At 35.0% G+C, this 26,519-nt stretch carries 27 protein-coding genes; 17 read left to right on the top strand and 10 right to left on the bottom strand.

Translation table 11 applies throughout. The features are described from left to right. Window positions 1–114: 114 nt before the first annotated feature. From HUE88_RS13340 to aroC, 9 genes are all read left to right on the top strand, one after another. Window positions 115–2,283, top strand: a complete 2,169-nt coding sequence (locus tag HUE88_RS13340; RefSeq protein ID WP_194369742.1) for a methyl-accepting chemotaxis protein — start codon at window positions 115–117, stop codon at window positions 2,281–2,283. Between the two features lie 55 nt (window positions 2,284–2,338). Beyond that, entirely contained in the window at window positions 2,339–3,760 is a 1,422-nt protein-coding gene (ccoG, locus tag HUE88_RS13335; protein ID WP_194369740.1) for a cytochrome c oxidase accessory protein CcoG, read from the top strand. 58 nt (window positions 3,761–3,818) lie between these two features. Beyond that, on the top strand, window positions 3,819–6,704 hold the full coding sequence (locus HUE88_RS13330) for a DUF748 domain-containing protein (RefSeq protein ID WP_194369738.1): 2,886 nt from the start codon (window positions 3,819–3,821) through the stop codon (window positions 6,702–6,704). A gap of 52 nt (window positions 6,705–6,756) precedes the next feature. Further along, a complete protein-coding gene (locus HUE88_RS13325) occupies window positions 6,757–7,821 on the top strand; it encodes a YeiH family protein (RefSeq protein WP_194369736.1) in 1,065 nt (354 codons plus the stop codon). 62 nt (window positions 7,822–7,883) lie between these two features. After that, the gene (locus HUE88_RS13320) at window positions 7,884–8,351 is read left to right on the top strand and encodes a hypothetical protein (protein WP_194369734.1); all 468 of its coding nucleotides are present in this window, start codon (window positions 7,884–7,886) and stop codon (window positions 8,349–8,351) included. Then, window positions 8,351–9,397 carry a tetratricopeptide repeat protein gene (locus tag HUE88_RS13315; protein ID WP_194369732.1) on the top strand — a complete coding sequence of 349 codons (1,047 nt, stop codon included), beginning with the start codon at window positions 8,351–8,353 and terminating at the stop codon, window positions 9,395–9,397. Before HUE88_RS13320 ends, HUE88_RS13315 begins: the two co-directional genes overlap by 1 nt. Continuing rightward, complete coding sequence (gene rnhA / locus HUE88_RS13310; RefSeq protein ID WP_194369730.1) at window positions 9,372–9,803, top strand: ribonuclease HI; 432 nt, start codon at window positions 9,372–9,374, stop codon at window positions 9,801–9,803. The genes HUE88_RS13315 and rnhA overlap by 26 nt, the downstream gene beginning before the upstream one ends. Beyond that, window positions 9,800–10,477: a ribonuclease III gene (gene rnc / locus HUE88_RS13305; protein WP_194369728.1), complete on the top strand. Its 678-nt coding sequence runs from the start codon at window positions 9,800–9,802 to the stop codon at window positions 10,475–10,477. Before rnhA ends, rnc begins: the two co-directional genes overlap by 4 nt. Continuing rightward, on the top strand, window positions 10,477–11,550 hold the full coding sequence (gene aroC, locus HUE88_RS13300) for a chorismate synthase (protein ID WP_194369726.1): 1,074 nt from the start codon (window positions 10,477–10,479) through the stop codon (window positions 11,548–11,550). Before rnc ends, aroC begins: the two co-directional genes overlap by 1 nt. A 13-nt stretch (window positions 11,551–11,563) precedes the next feature. Here aroC and HUE88_RS13295 read toward each other — a convergent pair whose 3' ends face one another. From HUE88_RS13295 to HUE88_RS13270, 6 genes are all read right to left on the bottom strand, one after another. Beyond that, window positions 11,564–12,622: a DUF6781 family protein gene (locus HUE88_RS13295; RefSeq protein ID WP_194369724.1), complete on the bottom strand. Its 1,059-nt coding sequence runs from the start codon at window positions 12,620–12,622 to the stop codon at window positions 11,564–11,566. A gap of 13 nt (window positions 12,623–12,635) precedes the next feature. Continuing rightward, window positions 12,636–12,905, bottom strand: coding sequence for an HP0495 family protein (locus HUE88_RS13290; protein WP_194369722.1), 270 nt, complete (start codon window positions 12,903–12,905; stop codon window positions 12,636–12,638). Continuing rightward, window positions 12,886–13,356 (bottom strand): cyclic pyranopterin monophosphate synthase MoaC, encoded by a 471-nt coding sequence (moaC, locus tag HUE88_RS13285; RefSeq protein WP_194369720.1) that lies wholly within the window; start codon window positions 13,354–13,356, stop codon window positions 12,886–12,888. Before moaC ends, HUE88_RS13290 begins: the two co-directional genes overlap by 20 nt. 62 nt (window positions 13,357–13,418) lie before the next feature. Further along, on the bottom strand, window positions 13,419–13,991 hold the full coding sequence (mobA, locus tag HUE88_RS13280; protein WP_194369718.1) for a molybdenum cofactor guanylyltransferase MobA: 573 nt from the start codon (window positions 13,989–13,991) through the stop codon (window positions 13,419–13,421). Window position 13,992: 1 nt separating this feature from the next. Continuing rightward, the gene (locus tag HUE88_RS13275; RefSeq protein ID WP_194369715.1) at window positions 13,993–15,279 is read right to left on the bottom strand and encodes an OmpA family protein; all 1,287 of its coding nucleotides are present in this window, start codon (window positions 15,277–15,279) and stop codon (window positions 13,993–13,995) included. A gap of 86 nt (window positions 15,280–15,365) precedes the next feature. Further along, a complete protein-coding gene (locus tag HUE88_RS13270) occupies window positions 15,366–16,625 on the bottom strand; it encodes a 3-isopropylmalate dehydratase large subunit (protein ID WP_194369713.1) in 1,260 nt (419 codons plus the stop codon). Window positions 16,626–16,808: 183 nt separating this feature from the next. On the opposite strand from HUE88_RS13270, the gene HUE88_RS13265 reads away from it, so the two are divergent. Beyond that, a complete protein-coding gene (locus HUE88_RS13265; RefSeq protein ID WP_194369711.1) occupies window positions 16,809–17,666 on the top strand; it encodes a helix-turn-helix domain-containing protein in 858 nt (285 codons plus the stop codon). Next, window positions 17,663–17,809 carry a hypothetical protein gene (locus HUE88_RS13260; protein ID WP_194369709.1) on the top strand — a complete coding sequence of 49 codons (147 nt, stop codon included), beginning with the start codon at window positions 17,663–17,665 and terminating at the stop codon, window positions 17,807–17,809. The genes HUE88_RS13265 and HUE88_RS13260 overlap by 4 nt, the downstream gene beginning before the upstream one ends. Before the next feature lie 151 nt (window positions 17,810–17,960). Here HUE88_RS13260 and HUE88_RS13255 read toward each other — a convergent pair whose 3' ends face one another. After that, window positions 17,961–18,464 (bottom strand): hypothetical protein, encoded by a 504-nt coding sequence (locus tag HUE88_RS13255; RefSeq protein ID WP_194369707.1) that lies wholly within the window; start codon window positions 18,462–18,464, stop codon window positions 17,961–17,963. Between the two features lie 160 nt (window positions 18,465–18,624). Between HUE88_RS13255 and HUE88_RS13250 the strand changes: the two genes are divergently transcribed. Together HUE88_RS13250 and HUE88_RS13245 are read left to right on the top strand one after the other, a co-directional pair. Then, complete coding sequence (locus tag HUE88_RS13250) at window positions 18,625–19,839, top strand: NifS family cysteine desulfurase (RefSeq protein WP_194369706.1); 1,215 nt, start codon at window positions 18,625–18,627, stop codon at window positions 19,837–19,839. Window positions 19,840–19,872: 33 nt separating this feature from the next. Beyond that, window positions 19,873–20,847, top strand: a complete 975-nt coding sequence (locus tag HUE88_RS13245) for an iron-sulfur cluster assembly scaffold protein (RefSeq protein WP_194369703.1) — start codon at window positions 19,873–19,875, stop codon at window positions 20,845–20,847. Between the two features lie 3 nt (window positions 20,848–20,850). Here HUE88_RS13245 and HUE88_RS13240 read toward each other — a convergent pair whose 3' ends face one another. The 3 genes from HUE88_RS13240 to HUE88_RS13230 are packed head-to-tail and all read right to left on the bottom strand — an operon-like array spanning window position 20,851 to window position 22,808. Next, window positions 20,851–21,675 carry a UDP-N-acetylmuramate dehydrogenase gene (locus tag HUE88_RS13240; RefSeq protein WP_194372709.1) on the bottom strand — a complete coding sequence of 275 codons (825 nt, stop codon included), beginning with the start codon at window positions 21,673–21,675 and terminating at the stop codon, window positions 20,851–20,853. Then, on the bottom strand, window positions 21,675–21,941 hold the full coding sequence (gene fliQ, locus HUE88_RS13235) for a flagellar biosynthesis protein FliQ (protein WP_194366629.1): 267 nt from the start codon (window positions 21,939–21,941) through the stop codon (window positions 21,675–21,677). The genes HUE88_RS13240 and fliQ overlap by 1 nt, the downstream gene beginning before the upstream one ends. A 3-nt stretch (window positions 21,942–21,944) precedes the next feature. After that, the gene (locus tag HUE88_RS13230) at window positions 21,945–22,808 is read right to left on the bottom strand and encodes a menaquinone biosynthesis family protein (protein WP_194369701.1); all 864 of its coding nucleotides are present in this window, start codon (window positions 22,806–22,808) and stop codon (window positions 21,945–21,947) included. 205 nt (window positions 22,809–23,013) lie between these two features. Here HUE88_RS13230 and recA point away from each other — a divergent pair, with 205 nt between their 5' ends. From recA to HUE88_RS13210, 4 genes are read left to right on the top strand one after another with little or no spacing between them, the layout of a single operon-like run. After that, window positions 23,014–24,051 carry a recombinase RecA gene (recA, locus tag HUE88_RS13225; protein WP_194369699.1) on the top strand — a complete coding sequence of 346 codons (1,038 nt, stop codon included), beginning with the start codon at window positions 23,014–23,016 and terminating at the stop codon, window positions 24,049–24,051. Window positions 24,052–24,093: 42 nt separating this feature from the next. Beyond that, on the top strand, window positions 24,094–25,359 hold the full coding sequence (gene eno, locus HUE88_RS13220) for a phosphopyruvate hydratase (protein WP_194369697.1): 1,266 nt from the start codon (window positions 24,094–24,096) through the stop codon (window positions 25,357–25,359). A 25-nt stretch (window positions 25,360–25,384) separates the two neighbouring features. Further along, window positions 25,385–25,663, top strand: a complete 279-nt coding sequence (locus tag HUE88_RS13215; protein ID WP_194369695.1) for a hypothetical protein — start codon at window positions 25,385–25,387, stop codon at window positions 25,661–25,663. Window positions 25,664–25,713: 50 nt separating this feature from the next. Continuing rightward, window positions 25,714–26,364 carry an AMIN domain-containing protein gene (locus tag HUE88_RS13210; protein ID WP_194369693.1) on the top strand — a complete coding sequence of 217 codons (651 nt, stop codon included), beginning with the start codon at window positions 25,714–25,716 and terminating at the stop codon, window positions 26,362–26,364. Window positions 26,365–26,519: the final 155 nt, after the last annotated feature.

Genomic DNA, 26,519 nt, shown 5'->3' with positions numbered 1-26,519 from the left:
TATTAGTTCAGTTATTTTATCCAATTTGAGTATAAAATAGGCTTTTAAAATGTTTTCAGCTGTATAAAATAGTAATTTCTATACAATTTGTTAATGAAAAAAAAGGATTAATATATGTTCAAAAGTATGACAATAAAAGCGAAGATGTTGTTAATGGTTTTGATACCAACAATAGTGATAGTTAGTTTAGTAGCAATTAGTAGTAATGAGAACTATGTGAGGATAGCTAAGTTAAAAAAACTAGAAAAAGCAACTGTTTTAGCTACAAAGATAAGTGCCATGGTTCATAATACTCAAAAAGAAAGAGGCGCATCAGCTGGTTTTATTGCTTCAAAGGGTAGTAAGTTTTCTGATACATTAAGAAGTATTAGAAAAGATACTGATAAAACTATAGAAGAAATGGATGCTTACTTTAAAAGTATAGATATTAGTGAGTATCCACAAGAGATGCAAGCACAGATGAATGAGGCACTACAAAAACTTTCTCAAATTGATGAAAAAAGGTCAAAGGTTAGTTCATTGGAGTTTAAGGTCTCCGATGCTGTCGGTTACTATACCCCAATGAACAGTGCTTTTTTAAATACTATTGCCCAGATAGCTAAATTGAGTGGCGATGTACAAATGAGCAGAGGTTTGAATGCATTTGCTAACTTTTTATATGCAAAAGAGAGATCTGGAATAGAGAGGGCTGTAATGAGTGCAACATTTGCAGGAGATGCATTTGCTCAAGGCAATTATGCAAAGTTTGTTAAATTGATAAGCGAACAAGATGTATTTATGAGTAGATTTCTTTTTTTAGCATCACAAAAAAATGCTAATCTGTACAAACAGACATTAGCAATTGATGCTGTTAATGAAGTTGAAAGAATGAGAAAAGTTGGACTCAGCAACATTAATGGTGGATTTGGGATAGATGCCACATACTGGTTTGCTACAATCACAAAAAAAATTGATGGTTTAAAATCAGTTGAAGATAATTTGGCGAATGATATTTTAGAAGTGATATCAGCTTTAGTAATAGATGCAGAAACCCATTTAATTGTAGTTTTAATTATTAGTCTTATAGTAATAGCCTTTGTGGTAAGTTTTGGTTTAATTGTTGCCAATAGCTTAACAGATAGAATTTTAAGACTTGAAGGTGAATTAGATTATGTCGTCTCTTCAAAAGATTTTACAAAATCAGTAAGCATAGATGGAAATGATGCAATTACTGCTATTCAGAGTGCTGCAAATCATACTATAAGAACAGCAGATATAGCAATACAAAATGCAAATGAGAGTTTTGAAAAATCAGAAAAACACTTACAAAATAGCGAAGAGCAGTTAAAGAAAAATAGATTAACACTTGCTCTTGCTGACTTGCTTAGCAAAGGTTCAATCTCTGGAGTAAAAGATGTTCAAGAAGGCTTAGTTGATAATATGGAATCACTAAAAGAGATAAATAATAAAAATGCCCAAACAGAAAAAACAGTTACTGAAGTAAAGGAATCAACAACCTTAATGGGTAAATCCTTAGAAACAGTATCATTTAAAATGAACGAAAGTAAAGAGAGTTCTGACCAACTAATAAGTAGTGTAAATGAAATCACAAGTGTTATAGCTCTTATTAAAGATATTTCAGATCAAACGAACTTGCTAGCACTCAATGCAGCAATTGAAGCTGCTCGTGCAGGTGAGCATGGCCGTGGTTTTGCGGTTGTCGCTGATGAAGTTAGAAAGTTAGCAGAGCGAACACAAAAAGCTACTAGTGAAGTGGAAGTCAATATAAACTTACTTAAACAAAATAGTTCTGCAATGCAAGAATTCGCAGAGCACATGAATATCGAAATCTCTACTTCTGTGAATCAGCTAGAAACATTCAATGAGCATCTATACTCTTTAATCGATGGTGCAAAAGTTATTCAAAATAATAATAAACATGTGTCCAATGAGATATTTATAAACCTTGCTAAGCTTGATCATCTTGTATTTAAATTTAATGGATATGAAACAGTATTTGAAGATGACCAAAATGCTAGTTTTTCAACACATACTGAGTGCAGATTTAGTAAATGGTTTAGTGGTGAAGGTAAAGATATTTTCTCTGCTACAGCCTCTTACTCTAAAGTAAGTATTCCTCATAAAGAAGTACATGACAGTATGAAAAATATTCCAGCATATATTAAAAATGGTAGTGTCGCTAACGCAGATAAAATTATTGCTGATTTTACTAAAGCTGAGAAAAATTCTAAAGAACTTTTTGTGTTACTTAGTAGTATGTTGAAAGAGTCTGATAAATTATAATAAGTAAATATTATTTTTGTTATAATTATGTCATAAAAATGTCAGAGGAGTAGTGATGAGTGAGTTAAAAAAAACAACGGCGTGGAGAATATATAGGTACTATTTCTTTGTTTTCTTAACTGTGATAGCTTTGGTATTGCCTTGGATACAAGTCGATGGTGCTCACTTTTTTCTACTTAGTTTTGACAAGCTTAAACTCCATCTCGCATTTGTTCAGTTTGATATGCAAGAACTTTATCTGATGCCATTTTTGTTAATGATACTCTTTTTGGGTGTTTTTGGTATGACCGTTATGGGTGGCCGTGTCTTTTGTGGCTGGATATGCCCTCAAACCATTTTTCGTGTTATCTATCGTGACTTGGTTGAGACAAAACTTTTAGGTCTAAGAAAACGTATCAAAAACAAGCAGTATGAGCCTGATATGAGCAAGGCTCAAAACAAGGTAAAAAGAGCTGTTGCCATACTTATTTGGACAATACTCGCTCTTGTGGCAAGTTCTAACTTTCTTTGGTTTTTTGTTCCGCCGGAAGACTTTTTTGCTTATTTACAAAATCCAATGGACCACACGATTTTGTTTGGTACAGTTTTATTCTCAACGCTCTTTCTTGTCTATGATGTGATATTTTTACAAGAAGATTACTGTGTTTATGTATGCCCATACTCAAGAATTCAGTCAGTGTTATATGATGAAAATACGGTTATGGCTCTGTATGACACGCATAGAGGCGGACATATTTATGATGAACAAAAAATCAAACAATTTACCAAGCAAGAGGAGCTTCAAAAAAATGAGCCACATGCAGAGTGTACGGCATGCGAGAGTTGCGTGACAGTATGTCCTACTCACATTGACATTAGAAAAGGTCTTCAACTAGAGTGTATTAACTGTCTGGAGTGTGTTGATGCATGTACGACAGTTATGGGAAAACTTGGCAAACCATCGCTAGTTACCTGGTCTAGCGACTATGAGATAACAAACCAAAAAGGTAAGACAAAATATTTCCGTCCAAAAATTTTAGCTTATATAGCGCTTTTGGTCGTAATTACAATTATTATGGGTGTTATGGGAAGCAAAAAAGAGCATATGCTTCTAAACGTAAACAAGGAAAACCGTCTTTACTCTGTTGAAAAGATGGCTGATGGAAAAGTTAAAGTTGACAACGCTTATGAGTTCTTGATACAAAATACTAACTCTAAAGATATGCAGTTCTATTTTGATGTCATTTTGCCAGAGGGGATAAGCGGCAAACTGGAGATAGCAAAGCCTAAAGAGGCATTTACCGTTGTCCCTAATGTGAAGAAAAAGAAGATTGTCGTACTTAGAACTTATGATATTTTAAGCGGTGATGGCAGACATGATACTGTTATCCCGATTACGATTCGTGCCTTTGCGGTTGGACATGAGGATGAGATAGTAGTTATAAGAAAATCTACTTTTACATACCCAAGAGCAGATATAATTAAGAGTGCTAAATAACACCAGTTTAAAACATAATAGGGTAGACTTAAAAATATAATTTTTCAGAGGTCTATCTATGTTAAAGAAGCTCATATTCTCTCTTTTATTTGTTTATTCTGTAGTTGGTTTTTTAGTTCTGCCATATTTTTTAAAGCCTAAAGTGATAGAACTTGCAGGGGAGCAGACAAATTCTAAGCTCTATATCGAGAGCATTTGTTTCAATCCTTTTTTATTTAAGATGGCACTTGAGGGAGTAGAGCTAAAAAGCTTGGATGATGAGCATCTGTTCTCTTTTGAGTTATTAGAGGTAGATTTGGAGCCACTCTCTTTGCTGAACTTGGCTCTACATGTAAAGCATGTAATCCTCAAAAATCCAAAAATCACACTCATCTATAATAAAGATAAAACATTTAATCTCTCCAGCATAGTTAAGCCCTCTGTCGAGAATAACGAAACAAAAGATGCGGGAAAATTGCCAAGAGTAATAGTAGATATGGTCACAATCCAAAGCGGCAGTTTAAATTATGAAGATTATACAACTCCCAAAAAATTTGAATTTTCTATTGGTGATATTAGTTTTAAACTAAAGGATGTCGATACAGATGATTTTGAGTCAAGCGGAGCTTCTGTTAGGTTTCATTCAGCTTTAAGTGATGGTGGCATAGTTGATATTAAAACTAAAATTATCGGTTTTAAGCCGCTTAAGATTGAAGGGAGTTTGAATCTTCAAGAGAGCCAGATATACACCCAATGGAGATATATACAAGATAAGTTAGGGGTAGAAGTAGCAGACGGCAAGCTCTCATTTTTTGGCAACTATTTTGTAAATATGGATGATTTAAACTCTACGACAATAAATGACATAACTCTTGACTTACAGAACCTGAGAGTTAAACCAAAGGATAAACCCGAAGATATACTTAACCTAAAATCTTTACATGTAGAGGGTGTTACAATAAAGCCGATGGTTCAAAATGTACATGTAGAGAGTATTTTGTTAGACTCTTTACATGTAGAGGCAACAAAAGATAGAAATGGGAACATTGACTGGAGTGAGTTGTTTAAAAGTAAAAATGAAGAGGTTAAAAATGTTAAACAAGATACCAATCTCTCTGAAACAACTCCTTGGAATGTTCTGGTAGATAGCGTATCGTTAACAAAATCTGCTGTAAATTTTATAGACAAAAGTGTGGAAAAAGGCACAAATATAAACCTAAACAATATAAATATAAATGTTTTTAATATAAATTCAAAAGAGAATAGCCAGCTCCAATACGACGCTTCATTAAGAGTAAACAGCGCTGGGTCAATTTCATCAAAAGGGAGCGTAACACATACCCCTCTTACGCAAAATGGAAATTTCTCAATCAAAAAACTCTCTTTAAAAGAGTTCACACCTTATCTGCAAGAGTCCGTTTTTGCTAAAATTGATAATGGCTATTTGAGTTTGCAGAGTAATGTATCATACTCGCCGCAAAGCAAAGATGGAGAAATTCTCGTAGATGGAGGATTGAAAATAGAGGCGTTTAAACTCTCCGATAGCAGAAGCGGTGACACTCTGGTGACTTTTGATAAAACACAACTAAAATCTTTTACTCTGAATCTGTTTCCAAATAAGCTATATATCGATGAGGTAAATCTTGATTCTTTTTATGTTGATGCGAAAATAGATGAAAGAAAAGTATTAAATTTTGCAAAACTATCAAAACCAAAAGAAGATGAAAAATTAACAAAATCAGAAGATATAAAAAGCTCTGCTAATGATGAAAAACCTGAATTTCCTATGAAGATAATGAGAATAATTGTATCTAATGGAAAAGCAAATTTTTCTGATTTTTCTCTGCCGATAAAGTTCAAAACCTCCATCCATGATTTAAACGGTGATGTTTATGCAATCTCAAATACAAAAGGGGAGATAAGCTACATAGATATTGATGGAGAAGTTGACCGCTATGGCTCAACAAAACTCAAAGGGAGCCTGGATACATCAAATATAAGATCTTTTACAGATATAGATTTTAATTTTAGAAATTTGAGTCTTGACTCTTTTAGCGGTTACAGCGCTCAGTTTGCAGGGCATAAAATTGAAAAAGGCAAACTATTTATTGACTTAGGGTACAAAATATCTGATTCACAACTGCTTGGTAAAAATAGTGTCATCATAAAAAACATTGAGCTTGGCGATGCTATTGAGGATGAAAATATAACCAAGCTACCACTTGGTTTTGCAATAGCACTGTTAGAAGACAGTGACGGGATAATAGATATAGATATGCCAGTCAATGGCAATATAGATGCTCCAGACTTTAAGTATGGCGCACTGGTTTTAAAAACTTTAGGCAATCTTATCATTAAGGCAGTGGCGTCTCCATTTAATTTTCTGGGTGCCGCTATGGGAATTAATGGTGATGATTTAAAATATATTGAGTTTGAGGTGGCTGAGTTTGCTGTCTTGCCTCCAGAGAAAGAGAAACTCGATAATATTGCAAAAATACTGACAAAGAAACCTAAATTATCGCTGGGAGTTTTTGGAAGCTACAGCAAAGAAAAAGATAAAAAAGAGATTCAGGCCAAAAAATTAACAGACGAGATTGTGAGAAGAGGCAACAATAAGGGTGCTAAAAGCATTGTGACACTAAAGATACTCGAAGATATTTATACAGAGTTCGCAGGCAAAAAAGTTTTTGAAGGTTTTAAAAGTGAACTCAAAAAGAGATATGAAAAAGAGAGTATTTTCGATACCCAGTATGAAAAAGAGCTTACAGCTAGATGTAGAGAGTTGCAGATAGTTACCTTGGATGAGCTAAAAGATTTAGCCAATAAGAGAGCCTTGAGCATAAAAGAGTATTTAGTTCAAATTAAAAATATAGACTCGCTAAGAGTTTTTGTAAATGAAGTCAAAGAGGCACAAGAGAGTGATGATAAGTGGATTCAAACACCGCTCAATATAGAGGTTAAATAGAAGAAAATATATTTTTGATATAATTCGCTTATCAGTTAAATAAGGATTTTTTATGCCATTTTCAGCGACAAATAGAAAAGGTACTATTAACGGGATTGTTTTTGTTGCTATTTTTGCAGCAGCAGCCACTATGATTTCAGATATAGCATTCATCCGCTCTTTAGGGATTTCACCTCTGGTTATCGGTATTGTGATGGGGATATTTTATGCAAATACACTTCACAATAATACACCGGCAGAGTGGAGCGGCGGAATAACTTTTTCAGGTAAAAAGATTTTGCGTTTTGCAATAGTTTTTTATGGATTTCGTATAACGTTTCAGCAGATTGCTGAGGTTGGGATAGAGGGTTTTATGGTCTCCCTTATTATGCTCTCAACTACATTTATACTCGGAAGCTGGGCTGGATTTAAGTTATTTAAAATGGAAAAAGATACTTCAATGCTTATATCTTCGGGTGCTTCTGTTTGTGGTGCTGCAGCAGTTTTGGCGACAGAGCCTGTTTTAAAAGCAGAGGAGCACAAAACTGCAATAGCAGTCTCTATGGTTGTTCTCTTTGGAACAATATCAATGTTTTTATACCCTGTTTTATATACTGCGATAATTGAACCTGCTACCGGCTTTTTTCACATGAGCCCTAAAGAGTTTGGCATATATGTTGGTGGAACTATTCATGAAGTTGCTCAGGTAGTAGCGGTTCCGGCATCAGTGCCGGGCGCACCTGCTGATATGGCAAACTCTGCCGTTATTGTAAAGATGACTCGGGTTATTATGATAGCCCCGATGCTTATAATTTTAGGTATTTATCTCTCATATAGTTCTAAAAAAACAGGGGCTGTATCTGGTCCGGTAAAGCTGGTTATTCCTTGGTTTGCTGTTTATTTTGTCGCAATGGCAGGATTTAATTCACTGCAATTGGTTCCGCAAAACATAGTTGATGTTATTAATGAGATAGATACTTTTTTGCTTACAATGGCAATGACAGCACTCGGTATGGGTACAAGATTTGCAAAATTTAAAGGACTTGGTTTAGCACCTGTTTATACAGCAGGATTACTATTTATATGGTTGTTGGTTGGCGGTTTTGTGGTTACAAAGTGGGTTATGGCTACGTTTTAATCTAACTATATAAAAAAAAACTATATAATAGAGCAATAAATCTGTTATAGGAGCCAAAAAAGATGTCATTTTTGCCAAGTACACTTAACTCATTTTGGCTCTGGAGAGAAGTTTCTTCAAAACTTGGTGTATCAAATCCCGCATATAAATATTGGAAAAATACACCAAATTTAAAGCTGAACAATAAGTATCTTTTTGTGCAAAAAAACACTCTTCCACCTAAACATGAGCATGTAGAGAAAATATTAACTGATTTGTCCGGCTTTTTACCAATAAAATATGCTTCAGACAGGCTACATGTAAACGAGCATATATTTTCATACGACAAAATGAGACTAAATAAAGAGTTTGAGTATAAGTTTGTAGAAGATGTTAAGTTTGTAAATATAAAAAAGTTTTTTACTGAGTTCGGAATAAAGGTTAGCAAAAATTCTATTATTCAGCTTGGAAAAATTAAAGATTTGGACTTTAGCGCAGAGTGTACGTTTTACAATCTAAAAAATGATTACGGGATAGTGGTTTACGAATAATGAATATGTTTTTTTTAGAGTTCCGCGATCCTCTTTTTGGGATAATAATATTTTTTGTCCTTGTTTTTATCATAACATTTGTTTCGTATTGGTTGGCAAGATTTAAAAAAAGAGAAGATCATAAGCATCTTGATAAATTTTTGAAACAGTTTAATACTCTTCCCTCCCAAAATGAGTTGAAAGTTTTGATTAGCAGTGGCGAGTTGTCTGAAAAATCGTGGCTTCTTCTTGCCAACTCTTATACAAAAAATGGTAATTTTGAAAAGAGCATAGAAATATATAGGGAACTATTAAAAGTTGGAGATAAGGCAAACTACAGAGATACGATGTTTTTGCTCGGCAAGACATATTTTAAGGCAGGTTTTTTAGAGCGTGCAAGACAAATTTTCTTGGAGATTCTCAAAAACAATCCAAGAACACCTCAGGCACTAAACTACTTACTCTTGGTATATGAGCACATGCAAGATTATAAATCTGCACTAGAAGTTTTAGAGCCTCTTGAGGAGTTAAAAAAAGATATTAGCAGTGATAGTGCTTATTTAAACTCTCTGATAATTTTAAATAATCCGGAACTCTCAACGGAAGATAAGGTCCAAGAGCTATTAGCAATATATAGAAAATATAATCAACTTACATATATGATATTTGAGTATATATTCAGGGTCAACCCAAAGATTGCTTGGGAAAATTTTGACTATTCAAAAGCTGAATTGCTCGTTGATATCCTATGGAGTGTTGATAAAAAAGATTTGAACTTAGATATAATAATGCAAAACAGTTACCTAAAAGAGCTTTACAGCGCAAAGGGGTATATTAAAGAGAGTTCAAAAAGTTCTATTTTTGAGTTTAATGTATTGATTAATCTTAATCCAAAGGTTAATGCTACTCTTAGCTTTGAGTATATTTGCGATAACTGCAAACAGGTTTACCCATTTTCATTTAATCGTTGCAGTAGTTGCCACACCATAGATACATCAAGAGTTGAACTTGGTTTAACAAAAAATTATTATAAGGATTTCAGTGAAGAAAATAGCTCTTTTCAGTGATGGCAGTGCTTTGGGAAATCCAGGACCTGGTGGCTATGGGGTAATACTCAGGTTTGCAGGCAAGGAGAGAGAGATATCTGGCGGAGAAGCTCATACTACAAACAATAGAATGGAACTTCTTGGTGCTATAGAGGGTTTAAGAGCCCTTACGGAGCCATGTGAAGTTGATATAGTTTCTGACTCATCATATGTTGTAAAAGGTATAAATGAGTGGTTGGTAGCTTGGATAAAAAGAGATTTTAAAAAGGTTAAAAATCCAGATTTATGGAGAGAATATATTGAAGTTTCAAGGATTCATAAAGTAAATGCTATATGGGTTAGGGGACATGATGGGCACGAGGAAAATGAAAGATGTGATAAACTTGCACGAGATGAGGCAGAAAAAATGAAAGAGTCACTAATATGAATAAACATATAGATATTTTGGAGAAAACTTTAGGATATAAGTTTAAAAACGAAAAGCTCATTATCGAAGCGCTGACACATAAAAGTTATAAACAGCCCTACGATAATGAGCGATTAGAGTTTTTAGGTGATGCAGTTTTGGATTTGATTGTTGGAGAGTATTTGTTTAATAAATTCCCACAATCAGATGAGGGAAAACTCTCAAAGATTAGAGCATCTTTGGTGAATGAGAGCGGCTTTGATATGCTGGCACGCTCCATTAATCTTGGGGAGTATATTTATCTTTCAAATGCTGAAGAGAATAACGGGGGGAGAGATAAGGCATCTCTCTTGTCAAATGCTTTTGAAGCTATTATTGGTGCAATTTATCTTGAATCCGGCTTGAAAGTAGTTGAGAAAATTGCTATTTCTATTATAGAAAAAAATCATAAAGATATATCACTCGACTCGCTTTTTAAAGATTTTAAAACTACTCTTCAGGAGTTGACACAAGCCAGATTTGGACAAATTCCTGATTATCAGGTTATTGCCAGTCGCGGACCTGACCACAAAAAAGAGTTTGAAGTAGCTGTAATCATAGAAGAAAAAGAGTATGCAAGAGCTATGGGCAAGAGTAAAAAAATAGCCCAGCAAGAGGCAGCTAAAATGGCTGTTGAGATGTTAAAGGAAAAATAGTGAATAGTTTTGGTATGAAATTAAAATTTAGTACTTTTGGAGAGTCTCATGGAACAGCAATCGGCTGTTTGCTAGACGGAGTTCCTGCCGGTCTGAAGATAGATGAAGAGTTTATTCAAAGTGAACTAGATAGAAGAAAACCTGGAAAAAGTGAGTTTGAAACAGCAAGAAAAGAGGATGACAAAGTAGAGATACTTAGTGGTGTTTTTGAAGGTCTTAGCACAGGCACGCCAATAGCTATGATTATATATAATACAAATCAAAAATCAAAAGATTATACAAATATTAAAGATGTTTTCAGACCGGGACACGCTGATTTTACATACTTTCATAAATATGGAATAAGGGATTATCGCGGCGGCGGAAGATCCTCTGCAAGAGAGACGGCTGCAAGAGTCGCTGCAGGTGCTGTTGCAAAGTTAATGTTGGCAGAGTTGGAGATTGAAGTACTGAGTGGAATAAGCGAAGTTGACGGTATAAAATCGGAAGTTTATGATTATGAAAAAGCTAAAACAAGTATAATCTATGCGCTTGATCCAGAAAAAGAGCAAGCTCAAAAAGACGCTATTTTAAAAGCAAAGAGTGATCATGACTCAGTTGGCGGAGTTTCAAGAGTTCTTATCAAAGGGGCACCAAAAGGTCTAGGACAACCACTTTATTACAAGCTTGATGGTGTTTTGGCTGATGCTATGATGGGTATAAATGCTGTAAAGGCTGTTGAGATTGGCGATGGAATTTTAAGCGCTTCAACACTTGGTTCTAAGAACAATGATGCAATAAGAGCAGGTGGATTTGAGAGTAATCATTCAGGCGGTATTTTAGGTGGAATAAGTAATGGTGAAGATATAGTTATGAATGTTTACTTCAAGCCAACGCCATCAATCTTTAAGGAACAACATACTGTCACAACTGAAAATGAAGAAGTTGACTTCTCATTAAAAGGGAGACATGACCCATGTGTTGCTGTAAGAGGGACTGTGGTTTGTGAAGCGATGGCAGCTTTAGTTATAGCTGATATGCTACTGCTAAATATGGGCTCACAAATGGATAGAGTTACTAAATATTACAAATAGAACTAAAAGAGTTTTACTCTTTTGGCTCCATTACACTTTTTGCTGATTTTATAGCGTTGCCTAGTGCGGACTTTGCAACACCCCAAGCTTGAATTCCCATTCTTTTTGCCTCTTTGGCTGTATCAGACTTAAGTGCCGTATCTGCCTTGTTTGCAGCTGTTTTTGCCAAGACAGAGAATCTATCTTTCATAACCTGCGCAGCCTCTTTAGATATATGAACTAACTCTTCAAGGTCATAGTGCATTTTTTTGTTAAGCTCTATAAGAATTTTTCTAGTACTCTGACTACTCTCGTTCGCCTGAGTTTGAACAACCTGTAAAAATAAAGTATCAGTCTGATTTAAGTCCTCCATAATCGTGTCATAATCTTCAATAAGTATATGCTTAGCCTCTAAAGGTATAAATGCTAATCTCTCTTTAAATCTATCGATAGAGTGAAGAAGACCAGCTCTCATACCTTTTAGTGTCGCTTCTAAGATATCTTCTGAAATATTTGGCGTTGCCTCTGCTATATCAATAGCTGAATGGAGTATGGTTGAGAGAATCTTTCTTACCCTTATAGTATTGAGCGTTCCCTCTTTAATTGTCTGGTATGTAAGCTCTTTTATAAGCTCTTTAATGGTTTCATTTGCCTCGCTGTCTTTTGATTTTTCTAAAGCAGTGATAATTGCCGACTCAACTGTTTCGCTAAGTAAATCAAAAAGATCAATAGTTTGGAGTTTTACTTGATGAAGTTTTGCTAAAGTTTGAAGATCCTCTTTATCTACAAGAGTTTCTATGCTATTAAACACACTGTATTTTGCTTCTTGAAGTTCATGAGACTTTCTGTCTAATGCTCTTTGTAGCTGCTCTTTTTTTGCAAGAAGTTCTTCAAGTTCACTATGAAGTTTCTGTGTCTCAATATCTAATATCGTTGTTGCTACCACTTTTATCTCATTAAGATTAAGCTTGTTAATATATATACTTTGCTCATCTTTAGCGGCGTTTATAACGGAAGTTACTCTTTTGTCCAAGCTTTTGAATTTCTTGTTATAGAGGTTTTTAAAACTGTTTGCTAGTTCTTCTAAGTTCATAATAAATCCTTTTTTAAAGTACCATTTTTATATTTTGGTGTTGTTTTAGTGCTTCATAGATGAAATTTCTATCATCCTCATTATGTACAAGCATATCCAAATTCATACTGACATACTTGCCGCTTTTAGAGTTGTTTGAGTGTGTTAGTTTGTGCTCACGAGCCTCTATAACATCATGTATAGCCTTCTCTAAAGCCTCTTTTTCACCAGCTATAAGCTTATAGCACCAAGAACAAGGGTAAGTAAGGTCTAGTTTCTCTTCTCTAGCGTTTATAATCTCCACTTTTGCCTCCTGATTTTGTTTCAAGCTGTACATGTCGGATTACCATCCCTTTGTCAATTGCTTTTACCATGTCATAAATCGTTAAAAGCCCTATGCTAGTCCCGGTTAACGCTTCCATCTCAACACCTGTTTGTCCAGTGAGCTTAGCTGTGACAGTTAGTTTAAATCCCGGCAATTCAGCTAACTCCTCTACATCGCAATTGATTCCACTTAGGTTTAACGGATGGCACATTGGAATTAGATCACTTGTCTTTTTAACACCCATTATTGCTGCAATAACTGCAGTTTGAAGAACAGGGCCCTTTTTTGTTTTCTCTGTAACTATTGCATCGTAAGCGTCTTGGCTCATCTCTATTATCCCGCTCGCTACTGCTATTCTAGTTGTTTGATTTTTATCAGATACATCAACCATCTTTGGTCTTTGGTTCTCATCTAGATGAGTTAGATTCATAGCTTCTCTTTTTTATGTAATTATTCATATCGTTTGTACTTTTTTATTATAGCAAAGTGTAGTTAAATAAGTGATAGCGCTTCCGTGTATTCATGAGGGTGGTTAAGATTTAAAAACGGTTTTTCATCTTCAAAATTTACATAAGTTGTATTTGAAGATTTTAATAAAAAGCCCAATTTATGATTGTTGTCTTTTAGCATCTCAATAAATTTACCCTCAATACAACGGTGATAAACTCCACACATTGGTTGTATCCCAAATGAAGTTTTCGCAATAGTGGCATCTGCGGTTGTTGTGTCTGCTTCTATTATTTTTTCAATCTCTTTTTTATTTATAAAAGGGGCATCTACACTTATGGCAAAAAACTTCTCTACATGTAGCTTTGCAAACACAGCGATAAAACCAGTAGTTGGTGCGAAAACTTTATCACTTTTAACATCTTCTATAAAGTTTGCATTAAAATCAAACTTATTCTTGTCTTTACATGAGATATAAACGGTTTTAAAAATTTTATTTAAGCGAAAGAGTTGAAATTGTGTTAGGGTGTCAAAGCCTCCAAACGGGAGAAGAGATTTATCCTCTCCCATTCTGGAACTTCTTCCGCCAGCAAAAATTACGCAGGGTATATTAAGCATACTATTTTTTATTCAATGTTGCTTCTATTCTTCTGTTTTGAGCACGACCTTCTGCTGTTTCATTCGTAGCTATTGGGTTAGACTCACCCATACCGGTTGCTGTAACTCTATCTGACGATATGCCTTGATCTATAATCATGCCTCTTACTGCATCAGCTCTTTTTTGTGACAGTTTCTGATTGCTTGACTCGCGACCAACGCTATCAGTGTATCCAATTATCCCAGCACTGTAATTAGGGCGAGCTTTTAAGAAGCTGGCAAACTTTTCAATATTGCTTTTTGATATAGCATCAACATTATAAGACGCATTTTCAAAATTAATATGCAGGTTTACCTCTTTTGTACAACCTGAATCGTTTACAATATTACCGGCTGGAGTTGTAGGACATTCGTCAATAGAGTTTAAAACGCCATCTTTGTCATCATCTCCATCAATAAAACAACCATCAGAGTTTACAGGTTTTCCTGCTGGAGTTGTAGGACATTCGTCAATAGAGTTTAAAACGCCATCTTTGTCATTATCTCCATCAATAAAACAACCATCAGAGTTTACAGGTTTTCCTGCTGGAGTCTTAGGACACTTGTCAACAGAGTTTAGAACACCGTCTTTGTCATCGTCTCCATCAATAAAACAACCATCAGAGTTTACAGGTTTGCCTGCTGGAGTCTTAGGACATTTGTCAACAGAGTTTAAAACACCATCTTTGTCATCGTCTCCATCAATCACTGGCTCTGGCTCAGGCGTAGGCTCTGGCTCAGGAGCTGTTTCTTGAGCTTTTGGACCAAATGCAAAGTTTATACCAGCTAAAACAGCTAAGTTGCTATCCCATCTGTTGCTATTGTTTTTTAACATATATACAGCTTCTAGTTTTAAAGCGATAGAATCAGTAAATGGAATTTTTGCACCAACACCTGCGTCAAAAAATATACTGTCTCTATTGTCTGATAAACGAGTATCTATAGTCTCGTAACCAACACCTATTTTTGTTAAAGGAGTCATAAAACCAACAGAGTCATATTTATGAACACCATTGATAGCTATGCGGTATATGTCTGTGCTTATGTTGGAGCTTTCATAATCAGCATCGGTATATAAAACACTAAGCTCCGGCTTTAGAACTGAATCAGAATTGTATTGTATCTCAGCCCCGACAAGAGTTTGATTTTCTAAATCAAGGTTGCCCTCAGCAATATTGTAGCCTACAAGTGGAGTAATCTCATACTTATAATCTTGTGCGATTGAAACTGAAGCAAGCATAAGGGCAGGTATTAATAATAGTTTTTTCATGTTTTTCCTTAATTCGTTTCTAAAAGAATATCTGCATATACCTTAAATTAGGTAATACTTGCAGATATTAATATTAGTATTTAAACTTATCTTGGGTCTGAAATATAACCAGTGATTGCTGATATTGCAGCAACTGCAGAATTTGCCAAGTACACTTTAGATGAGCGAGAACCCATACGGCCAACAAAGTTACGGTTGGTTGTTGAAACAGCCACCTCATTGTCTCCAAGTATTCCCATATATCCACCAAGACAAGCTCCACATGTAGGGTTTGAAACTACACCGCCAGCATCTATAATAATGTCCATATAGCCAAGTCTATAAGCCTCTTTTAGAATTTTTTGAGTCCCTGGAGTTACTATTAGACGAACATCTGGATGTACTTTTTTGCCTTTTAAAATCTCAGCAGCTGTTTTTAAATCACCAAGACGACCATTTGTACAGCTTCCGATAAAAGCTTGGTCAATTTTAATTTTATCGCTAACTGCTTGAGTTATAGAGTGCCCATTTGAAGGCAAGAAAGGGTAAGCGATAACAGGCTCAAGGTTTGCTACATCTATATCCAGTATTTGCACATAATTTGCATCTTCATCAGAGTAGTGAATTCTAGGTTCACGTGCTAGATTTTTGTCAGATAAAAATTCTTTAGTGACATCGTCATATGCGACAATTCCACTCTTGGCACCAGCTTCGATTGCCATATTGCACATGCTGAATCTATCATCCATTGTTAGGTGCTCAATCGTGCTCCCGGTAAACTCTAGGGTTCTGTACAGCGCTCCATCAACACCGATTAGGCGAATAATTTCTAAGATAATATCTTTACCTGTCGTATGCAGTCCCGGTTTTCCGCTTAGATTTACTTTTATAGACTCAGGAACTTTAAACCAGTTACCGCCGGTAATCATAGCAAATGCTAAATCAGTTGAACCCATACCTGTAGAGAATGCTCCAAGTGCACCATGAGTACAAGTGTGTGAGTCTGCGCCGATAATGACATCACCAGGGACTACAAGCCCTTTTTCTGGCAAAAGAGCATGCTCTATTCCCATATCTTTTTCATCAAAAAAGTTTTTTAGATTGTGCTTTTTTGCGAAGTCGCGACTAATTCTAGCTTGGTTTGCTGAGGCAATATCCTTTGCCGGGATAAAGTGGTCAAGAACAAGAGAAAACCCATCTGGATTAGCAAGTTTTTGTGCACCGCTTAGATTGAATGCACTTATTGAGATAGGTGTTGTAATATCGTTACCAATAACCATGTCGATGTTTGAGCGGATAATTTCTCCGGCAAAAACCTCTCTGCCAACATGTTGTGAAAATATTTTTTCTGTTATAGTTTGAGCCATAATGAACCTTTTAAATGTGTAAATAATTCTGCGATTATACCATTTATGTTTTAAAGTTAGGATATTGGAATATTTAGGCAAACTAAAACTCATATCGGGGGAATGGTGACGATTTAATACAAATAGAAATTATATAATTTTGCTACAATGTAATAAAAAAAGATAGGTTATAAATGGTTTCTAATGAAATATAATATCTATCAACCATCTGAAGATTTACAAGATATAGTAAATCAATATGTGGTTCTTAATTCTAATGAGGATGTGCAAGACCTCTTGTTTTTGCCTAATGGATGTAATTTTATTGTATTTAACAGAGGCATTAAAACATCCACCTACTCTTTTGGCGGAGGCGATATTGTTAAAATGCCTAAAAACTACTATGTTACCGCTAAAACAAATAAAGTAAAAAAGCTTGTTATAGATTTGGATACTGAAGATTACAAAGATTATTTCCCAATTATATTTGTAGAGCTATCACCTGCTGGCTTTTACAAGCTTTTTAATATGGATGCTTCTGTTATAAGCAACAAATATATGGAGATTAAAAAAGAGACAGCAGAGAGTTATTTTTCAGAGCTATACAAACATAAAAATATTAGCGAAGAGCTTGCATATCTAAACAGTTCTCTTTTAAAGCTAAAGAACTCTCATTGCTATACCTCAAATAATTCCATATTTTGCATTGATGATGTGATTGACAGAATAGAGAATTATTATAACTTTGAAGTTAAGGTTGAGAACCTGCTTAGCGAATTTGGATGCAGTAGAAGTACTATGGAGAGACAGTTTAAAAAAATTATAGGGTTAACGCCCAAAAATTTTATTTTTATCTCAAAGTTTTGCAGAACTCTTCTTGAATATCTTGAAAATAATTATACTTTTCATGAGCTTCAATACATATATAGTGATAACTCACATATGAACGCTGTATTTCAAAAGTTTTTAGGGATACCACCAAGTGAAATATTTGCCAAAGTTGCAAGAGGAGAGTTGTATATTTATCAACTGAACAATTTAAAAAAGCTAAAAACTACATGAACGATAACAGAATAGTTGACAAAATAACCCTTTTTTCAGTAATTTTAATCCTACTGTCTATCTTTGGAGCTTTTTATTTTTCTGATGGGATTAGTGAAACAACATTAAGCGATATAAAAAAAGTGAGAGAACTAAAAGATTGATTTATCTTCATTAAAGAGGTTTGTCAAAAGAAATATTTAAAAGATAATTCAAAAATAGGTGAACAAAGCACCCTGTTGGCCTTGGGTACAAAGTTGGTAATTTCACAGGTGTTATAAGTATTAAATACCAGCACTTTTTTTTAATCTTTGGTTAGCTTTCATACTTCAAAGATTTTTTCATATATTCAGCTGAACAGAAAAACATTGCTGCGAATATAGGGTTTATTGTTACACATGTATCATCGATTTTCTCAAAAATTCTAAAATTAAATCCTGCGCCATTTTCTGACTCTTTTGGAGTTACGGTAAACTCAACCGGTGCCAAAGTTTTAACCATGTTTAAAATCTTTTTCTTCTTTTTTTCACTGTCATTCTCAAGTATATTGAAGCCTATGTCTTCTGAACTTTTGTGAGAGCGAATAACCTCTTCTAAAATATCCAACTTGTCTTTGAAAACAATCTTATTCCACTTGATGCTGACTTCCTTAGAGCTTATATTACACCCTTTAAACATTAGTGCATTTGGTTTTTTCTCTTTCATCGCTTCAAGTAAGCCAAGAAGAAAATTTGCTCCGCCAACAGCGTTTGCACATTTTGCCATCAATATATGTATTAGCGCTTTATTCTCTTCAGTTTGCTTATTAAAATTGCACATGTATAATTCCTGATATTTTATTATAAATATAATTATACCTTAAATTATTCATAAATACAGTTTCTCTTAAGCTTATCATAATCACAAACTTAATATTATGTCAATACAAAAGAGGACAAATTTTGTCTTAATTAGAAAATAACTCAAAAATGAGGAAAATATGCAAGTTTATTTAGATAACAATGCTACTACAATGGTTGACCCATTAGTTGTAGAGGTGATGCAACCATTTTTTAGCGAGCTTTATGGAAATCCTAACTCGCTTCATAAGTTTGGTACTGCAACACATCCAGCTATAAGTAAAGCAATAGATCAAGTTTACACTGCTTTAAATGCGTCAGATTCAGATGATATAGTGTTTACATCTTGTGCAACAGAATCAAATAACTGGGTTTTGCAGTCAATTGTTACAGACCTTGTTAGACACGGCGAAAAAAATCATATCGTGACAACAGAGGTGGAACACCCATCTATTCTTTCTACATGTAGATTTTTAGAAGACCAAGGTGTTAAGGTTACATACCTTCCTGTAAACGACCAAGGCATAGTTGAAGTTAGCACGGTTAAAAGCTTTATAACAGACAAAACAGCTTTAGTTTCTGTAATGTGGGCTTCGAATGAAACAGGAATGATTAACCCTATTAAAGAGATAGGAGAAATATGTAAAGCAAAAGGTGTTCTTTTTCATACAGATGCCGTACAAGCCGTAGGTAAGATACCTGTTGATTTGCAGGATGTACATGTAGATTTTTTAAGCATGTCTGCACATAAGTTCCATGGGCCAAAAGGTATTGGCGCATTGTATATCAAAAACTCTCAAAAGCTGACACCACTTTTACATGGAGGAGAGCATATGGGCGGGCGCCGTTCAGGTACGCTAAATGTCCCTTTTATTGTTGGTATGGGTAAAGCAATTGAGCTTGCTACAGCAAATATAAAAGAGACCGGTGCTAAAATTAGAGCAAAGAGAGATCGCTTAGAAGATGCTATCTTGGAACTTAGTGATACTTTTGTAGTCGGAGACCGTGAAAACAGAACGCCCAATACCATTCTTATATCTATAAAAGGTGTTGAAGGCGAGGGTATGCTTTGGGATTTAAACAATGGTCAAATTGGAGCTTCAACAGGTTCGGCATGTGCGAGTGAAGATTTAGAAGCAAATACTGTAATGTTGGCTATTGGTGCAGACAATGAACTTGCACATACAGGTATTCGTTTGAGCCTAAGCCGCTTTACAACTGATAGCGAAATTGATTATACTATCACACATTTTAAAAGTGCTGTTTTACGTTTAAGAGCTATATCAAGTTCTTTTGCAAAAGTACAGCCAACACCAGGCGGAGAAGTTCAAGAGTGTGAGCTTCACCACCACTAAATAATTAAACGATTTTAAAAAAGGAAAGATATTATGGCAAAAGCTGATATATTGGGGGCATCTCTTTGGGATGCTTACTCTAATAAAGTTACAACATTAATGAATAACCCTCAACACCAGGGTGAGATTACTGAAGAAGAAGCAGAGTCTCATGGCAACAAACTTATTGTTGCAGATTTTGGTGCTGAAAGCTGTGGTGACGCTGTTCGTCTTTACTGGGAGATAGACCCAAAAGACGATAGAATCGTAAACTCAAAATTTAAAAGTTTTGGCTGTGGAACAGCTATCGCATCTTCTGATGTAATGACCGAATTATGTATTGGTAAAACAGTTCAAGAAGCTGTTAAAATTACAAACATAGACGTTGAGATGGCACTTCGTGATACTCCAGATGTTCCGGCAGTCCCACCTCAAAAAATGCACTGTTCTGTTATGGCTTATGATGTTATAAAAAAAGCGGCAGGACTTTATATGGGAGTTGATTCTGATAGTTTTGAGAGTGAAATTATCGTGTGTGAGTGTGCTCGTGTCAGTTTAGGTACACTTCAAGAGGTTATCAAGCTTAATGATTTAAAAACTGTTGAACAGATTACAGATTACACAAAAGCCGGCGGGTTTTGTAAGTCATGTATAAAACCGGGCGGTCATGAAGCAAGAGAGTACTACCTCGTAGATATCTTAAAAAATACGCGCCGTGAAATGGACGAAGAGAAGATGAGAGCTGCAGCTGACGCGGGCGGAAAAGGTAACTTTGAAGCCATGACTCTTGTTCAGCAAATAAAGGCAGTTGATGCTGTTGTAGATGAAAATGTTCGTCAATTTTTAATAATGGACGGCGGGAATATGGAAGTTATAGATATTAAAAAAGGTGATGAGTATATAGATATATATATTAGATATTTAGGTGCTTGTAACGGTTGTGCGTCATCATCAACAGGTACACTTTATGCGATTGAGTCAACACTAAAAGAAAAATTATCTAAAAAAATAAGAGTTTTACCAATATAAATTTTATAAATAAGGATTCAAAAGTTTTGAATCCTTGCCCATATATCTAATATCCAAAATACAAATTTCACACTCTAGCCAAATTCCAAATTTTTCATAAACCCTTTTTTGACCCTCTTGTATTAAAAATATTGCATCATCAAAAGTTCCACCACCATCGTTTACTAAAAAATTTGCATGTTCTTGACTAAAACTCATATTCCCTTTAACCAGCCCTTTTAGTTCAACATCTTCTATAAGCCGCCCTGCATAATCGCCGTGCGGGTTCTTAAAACAACTTCCAGCACTTGGAGTTGATGGTTGGTTGGAACGCATTTTTTTAAACATCTCTATTTTTTTTTCATCGAAACCATAAACTAAAGAAAAAGTTGCTTCCAAAATGGGGCTGCTTATGTTTGTATATCTGTACCCAAAACTAATCTCTTGTTTATCAAAATCACCTCTACATGTAGATATACAAATAAGAGTATTAAATATCTCAAACTCTTTAAGACCAGCGTTCATAAATACAAGCCCGCCAAGCGTCCCAGGGAGATGGGAAACAAACTCGAAGTTTGCAATGTTGTGTTTTTTACAAAATGAGGCAATTTTCCCAGAGGGAGTTGCGGCGCCGATTTTTAGAGTGTTATTTTCTATTTTAATATAGTCATATTTTTTATCTAGCTTCATAAGAGGTGGAGGCTGAGTTCCGACTAATATATTATTACATGAACCAATAATAAAATAGTCTTGATATGGAGTTGTACAATTTTCCAAAAGAGCTACATCAAGAGATTCTCCAATTTTAATAGAAGAAAATTTGGAAAAGTTTATCTTTTTTGTTTTCATCACTCTACAAATGTAGGAATCATGTTAAATACTTGGGTTGAATAGTCTGTCATTGAATTTAACATCCAAGGCATAGTTAAGATAATAACTATTACAACGCCCAAAATCTTAGGGATAAAACTCAAAGTCATCTCATTAATCTGTGTCGTTGCTTGAAAAATACTAACAGCTAAACCGAGGAACATACCTGTCAAAAGACCTGGAAGTGCCAGCATAAGAGCCATTTTAAAAGTTTCAACACCTAGTGATATTAGTTTTGCTTCCATAATCTATGAATTCCTAATCTCTTTATATTCAGATGGTATCATAAAGTCTTCAACTTTTATCAAGGAGTCATAAAAGCCATTTTTATAGCCTATTTCAAAAAGTTTATTTATTGCTTTATATTGAAGTTCACTTAAAGTTATTGAGTCATCATTTGCATAAAGTTCAAGATACCTATCAAGAGTTGGTGCATCAATACGAACTAAATCCCTTTCAATTAACATCTCTGAGAGTTTGCTTTTGTGTTCACGTGCCACCTGAACCGCTTTTGTTAAAGTGGCTTCATACTCTATGGCTTTATTTAGCGGAATTGATCGACTGATTGCCATTCCGCCAAGGGGCAGAGGAAGCTCTTTCCCGGCTAGTTCCTGCCATATGTCCCACATCTCTTTTTCAACTTCTAATTTGTCATCATAAGTTAAAATACTCTCATGTATCAAAACACCAGCATCAACTTTGCCATCAAGTACCGCTTGTTCTATCTCTAGAAAGTTCATGTAAGTAACTCTAGCATCAGGGTAAGCTATGCGAAAAAGCATTGCATTTGTAGTGTGTTCTCCACTAAGAGCAACTTTGAAATTTCTTTTTAGCTTAACCCCTTTTTTCTTAATGAGTTTAGGTCCGTATCCTTCTCCAAAACTAACAGCGGTACGAAGTGGTGCATAATCTTCTTTTATGTGAGGGTAAAGTGCGAAACTAATTGCAACAATCTCATATTCACCTCTTAGAGCTTTCTCGTTTAGAGTTTGAATATCCTCAGCGATGTTGTCAAATTTAGTATCTTTCATGTCTACCCAGCCAAATTTTATGGCGTAGTACATAAATATATCATCGGCGTCTGGAGAGTGAGCAATTAGTGTTTTTTTCAAGTTATTTGTCCGTGTATTAAAGAGATTAAAAATATAAACTAAATTTTAACCAAATATGGATAAAATCTCACTAATTTATACATAAACTTCTGTATAAAAGAAAAGAAAAGAAAAGAATGAATAAATATGGCAATTTGCAATATTTTAAAGTAAAAATTTAAAATTGACATATAATAAGTCTAAATTTAATATAAGTGAGCCCAAGATGGACGCAAACAAACAAAAATCATTAGACTTAGCAATGAAGCAAATAGATAAAGCATTTGGTAAAGGTGCTTTAATGAGATTGGGTGATAAAGAGATTATGCCTATTGAAGCTATTAGTACTGGTTCTCTTGGTCTCGACTTGGCGTTGGGTATTGGCGGTGTCCCTCAAGGGCGTGTTGTTGAGATTTATGGACCTGAAAGTTCTGGTAAAACAACTTTAGCGCTTCAAATAACAGCTGAGTGTCAAAAAGCTGGTGGCGTTTGTGCATTTATTGATGCAGAACATGCTTTAGATGTTGGCTATGCTAAAAACTTAGGTGTTGATGTAGACAACCTGCTTGTCTCTCAGCCTGATTACGGTGAACAAGCATTGGATATTGTAGAAACTATTGCTCGCAGTGGGGCGATTGACTTGATTGTTATCGACTCTGTTGCGGCTTTAACGCCAAAGTCTGAGATAGAAGGTGAAATGTCAGATCAAAATGTTGGTGTTCAAGCAAGGCTGATGTCAAAAGCGCTTCGAAAATTGACTGGTATACTGCATAAAATGAATTGTACAGTTATATTTATTAATCAAATTCGTATGAAAATTGGAATGATGGGTTATGGTTCTCCAGAGACTACAACAGGTGGTAATGCACTGAAATTTTACGCTTCTGTAAGAATAGATGTTAGAAGAATAGCATCATTAAAGCAGGGGGAGAGTCAAATTGGTAACCGTGTTAAAGCAAAAGTAATTAAAAACAAAGTGGCACCACCATTTCGTCAGGCTGAATTTGATATAATGTTCGGCGAAGGTATCTCTAAAGAGGGCGAGCTCGTTGACTATGGTGTTAAATTGGACATTATAGATAAATCTGGTGCTTGGTTCTCTTATGAAGAGACAAAACTTGGTCAAGGGCGTGAAAATGTTAAAGCCAAGTTTAAAGATGAGCCGGAATTAGCTCGTGAAATAGAAGAAAAAATAAAAGTAGCAATGGGTGTTAGTAATCTAATGACTATGGATACAACAGAGATAGAAGAAGCAGATCAATAATTTGATTAAAAGATAAAATTAAAACAAAGAGGCGGATATATAATGTTTATAGATAGCGTAAGTGCAATTGAAGTAATGGATTCTCGTGGAAATCCAACAGTTAAAGCAACGGTAACATTAAGTGATGGCACAGTTGAGAGTGCAATCGTACCTTCAGGTGCAAGTACTGGCAAACGTGAAGCTTTAGAGCTTCGCGATGGCGGCGACAGATATATGGGCAAAGGCGTTCTCAAAGCAGTTGAGAATGTAAATAGCCAGATATCTGATGTGCTAATAGGTCTTTCACCATTTAATCAGGCTGTAGTTGATGCTGAGATGAAGCTGCTTGACGGAACTGAGAACTATGGCAATTTAGGCGCTAATGCAGTTCTAGGAGTTTCTATGGCTGTTGCACGTGCTGCTGCTAAAAGTTTGGGTATTCCACTATATCGTTATCTTGGTGGTGCAAACGCTATGGTTTTGCCAACGCCTATGTTAAATATTATCAATGGTGGTTCTCACGCTGACAACTCAGTTGATTTTCAAGAGTATATGATTGTGCCTATGGGTTTTGAAGATTTTACTGAAGGCTTAAGAGCATCTGCTGAAGTATATCACAATTTAAAAGCTATTTTAAAAGCTAAAAAACACAATACTGCGCTTGGCGATGAAGGTGGGTTTGCACCAGACTTAGGATCAAACGAAGAGCCAATACAAATTATTATGGAAGCTATTGAGAAAGCTGGATATAAAGCTGGAGAGCATATGGGAATAGCTATGGATGTTGCAGCATCTGAGCTAGTTGTTGATGGTGGCTATAGATTGGAGTCTGAAAACCGTACAGTAACTTCAGCAGAATTAGTTGATTATTATGCTGACTTATGTTCTAAATACCCAATTGTGTCTATTGAAGATGGACTAAGCGAAGATGACTGGGATGGATTTAAACTAATGACTGAAAAGCTTGGTGATAAAATTCAGATTGTTGGAGATGACCTTTTTGTTACTAATGTAAATATTTTAAATGAGGGGATCAAAAAAGGTATTGCAAACTCAATATTAATCAAGCCAAATCAGATTGGTTCAGTTTCTGAAACAATGTTAACAGTTCGTCTTGCTCAAAGAAATGGTTATACATGTGTTATGAGCCACCGCTCTGGTGAGAGCGAAGATGCTTTTATTGCAGATTTCGCTGTAGCTCTTAATTGTGGTCAGATAAAAACAGGTTCTACAGCAAGAGGTGAGAGAACTGCTAAGTATAACCGCCTTTTAGAAATAGAAAATGAAATAGTGTATGGTGAATACTTAGGCTCAGCAATTTTTAATTAAGACCAATAATATTGTAGGTGCTTATATGAATAATGAAGAACTTTATGAAGGTATAGATGATACTCAGAGTATAACTCAAAGGTATCTCGGGCTATCGGTAGCAAAGTTTTTGATATTAGCACTTATAGTTCTTTGTATTGGAATATATCTTGGTGTTTTGCTTTATGGTACAAATTCATTGGAGGTTCTTTTTGGACTTCAAGATTATGAAGAGTATCTTCATAGTGAGATATATAGATTAAAAGATGAAAATGCAGAACTACAAAGAGAGTATTTTGAACTAAAAGAGATTTCTGCAAAATAGTACGAAATTATAATTAACTTGTTATAATACTCGAAAAATTAGGGGTGGTTTTGATTAAAGTTTTTCTAATAACTACTTTTTTACTTGTAACTTTACATGCTCGTGAAAATCCATTTTTCCCATCTAAAGGGGAAAAAGATATCCCTTATTCATCTAACGAGAACATAGAAAAAGTCCCTCTTAAAAGAGCAACAATCACCTTGCCAGCACAAGCTAGAATTCTTCAAAAAGTAACAATAGAGTATAAAAATTTAGATGGTTCACTTGAGACTAAGAACATAGAGCTAGATAACTCTATTGACTGGCATTTACCTATTTTTATATCGCAAGATTATGGTTCGGCGCCAGCACCTGAGCCAATAACTAAGAACAAAAATGAAACATTAAAGAAAAGTATAGAGTATGAACAAATTGCATCAACTCAATATTTGAAATTCTACTCTTCTGGCAAAAACCTAAAAATTATTACCTCAGACAACATGATAAGAAATTTTTTACTTGTTGACCCACACAGAATTGTATTAGATTTTAAACGAGATAGCAGCATGAAAAGTTATAGTAAAAAAAATTTTAAAAAAATTTTTAACAATATCAGGGTTGGGAATCACGATGGTTACTACAGAGCCGTTATAGAGCTTGATGGACTTTACAGATATAAACTTGATAAAATTTCTGATGGGTACTTGTTAAAACTCAGATAATGCTAAAAGTAGTAATTTAAATTTAATTTTATGCTGTCTTCTTTCTCTTTCAAGTCAAAGTTGAATCTCTCTTTGTAGTCATAGCTAAATGAAAGCTGTGTGTTTTGTGATACTCTAAAACTTTGGTCCACCATTATTAATTGTTGGTTTTATAC

The organism is Candidatus Sulfurimonas baltica, assembly GCF_015265455.1.
Lineage (GTDB): Bacteria > Campylobacterota > Campylobacteria > Campylobacterales > Sulfurimonadaceae > Sulfurimonas > Sulfurimonas baltica.
The sequence above is the reverse complement of the archived record's forward strand: the minus strand, read 5'-3'. Positions and strand labels throughout refer to the sequence as shown.

Bases quoted from the DNA above. Each gene is read 5' to 3' on its own strand.
- HUE88_RS13240 (WP_194372709.1), bottom strand. From the start codon at position 21,675: ATGAAAACAAAAAAGATAAACTTTTCCAAATTTTCTTCTATTAAAATT.
- HUE88_RS13295 (WP_194369724.1), bottom strand. From the start codon at position 12,622: ATGAACTTAGAAGAACTAGCAAACAGTTTTAAAAACCTCTATAACAAG.
- HUE88_RS13270 (WP_194369713.1), bottom strand. From the start codon at position 16,625: ATGGCTCAAACTATAACAGAAAAAATATTTTCACAACATGTTGGCAGA.
- recA (WP_194369699.1), top strand. From the start codon at position 23,014: ATGGACGCAAACAAACAAAAATCATTAGACTTAGCAATGAAGCAAATA.
- HUE88_RS13325 (WP_194369736.1), top strand. From the start codon at position 6,757: ATGCCATTTTCAGCGACAAATAGAAAAGGTACTATTAACGGGATTGTT.
- HUE88_RS13330 (WP_194369738.1), top strand. From the start codon at position 3,819: ATGTTAAAGAAGCTCATATTCTCTCTTTTATTTGTTTATTCTGTAGTT.
- mobA (WP_194369718.1), bottom strand. From the start codon at position 13,991: ATGCTTAATATACCCTGCGTAATTTTTGCTGGCGGAAGAAGTTCCAGA.
- ccoG (WP_194369740.1), top strand. From the start codon at position 2,339: ATGAGTGAGTTAAAAAAAACAACGGCGTGGAGAATATATAGGTACTAT.
- HUE88_RS13255 (WP_194369707.1), bottom strand. From the start codon at position 18,464: ATGTGCAATTTTAATAAGCAAACTGAAGAGAATAAAGCGCTAATACAT.
- fliQ (WP_194366629.1), bottom strand. From the start codon at position 21,941: ATGGAAGCAAAACTAATATCACTAGGTGTTGAAACTTTTAAAATGGCT.
- HUE88_RS13260 (WP_194369709.1), top strand. From the start codon at position 17,663: ATGAACGATAACAGAATAGTTGACAAAATAACCCTTTTTTCAGTAATT.
- HUE88_RS13265 (WP_194369711.1), top strand. From the start codon at position 16,809: ATGAAATATAATATCTATCAACCATCTGAAGATTTACAAGATATAGTA.
- HUE88_RS13215 (WP_194369695.1), top strand. From the start codon at position 25,385: ATGAATAATGAAGAACTTTATGAAGGTATAGATGATACTCAGAGTATA.
- eno (WP_194369697.1), top strand. From the start codon at position 24,094: ATGTTTATAGATAGCGTAAGTGCAATTGAAGTAATGGATTCTCGTGGA.
- HUE88_RS13245 (WP_194369703.1), top strand. From the start codon at position 19,873: ATGGCAAAAGCTGATATATTGGGGGCATCTCTTTGGGATGCTTACTCT.
- HUE88_RS13250 (WP_194369706.1), top strand. From the start codon at position 18,625: ATGCAAGTTTATTTAGATAACAATGCTACTACAATGGTTGACCCATTA.
- HUE88_RS13320 (WP_194369734.1), top strand. From the start codon at position 7,884: ATGTCATTTTTGCCAAGTACACTTAACTCATTTTGGCTCTGGAGAGAA.
- rnc (WP_194369728.1), top strand. From the start codon at position 9,800: ATGAATAAACATATAGATATTTTGGAGAAAACTTTAGGATATAAGTTT.
- HUE88_RS13275 (WP_194369715.1), bottom strand. From the start codon at position 15,279: ATGAAAAAACTATTATTAATACCTGCCCTTATGCTTGCTTCAGTTTCA.
- moaC (WP_194369720.1), bottom strand. From the start codon at position 13,356: ATGAATCTAACTCATCTAGATGAGAACCAAAGACCAAAGATGGTTGAT.
- HUE88_RS13315 (WP_194369732.1), top strand. From the start codon at position 8,351: ATGAATATGTTTTTTTTAGAGTTCCGCGATCCTCTTTTTGGGATAATA.
- HUE88_RS13340 (WP_194369742.1), top strand. From the start codon at position 115: ATGTTCAAAAGTATGACAATAAAAGCGAAGATGTTGTTAATGGTTTTG.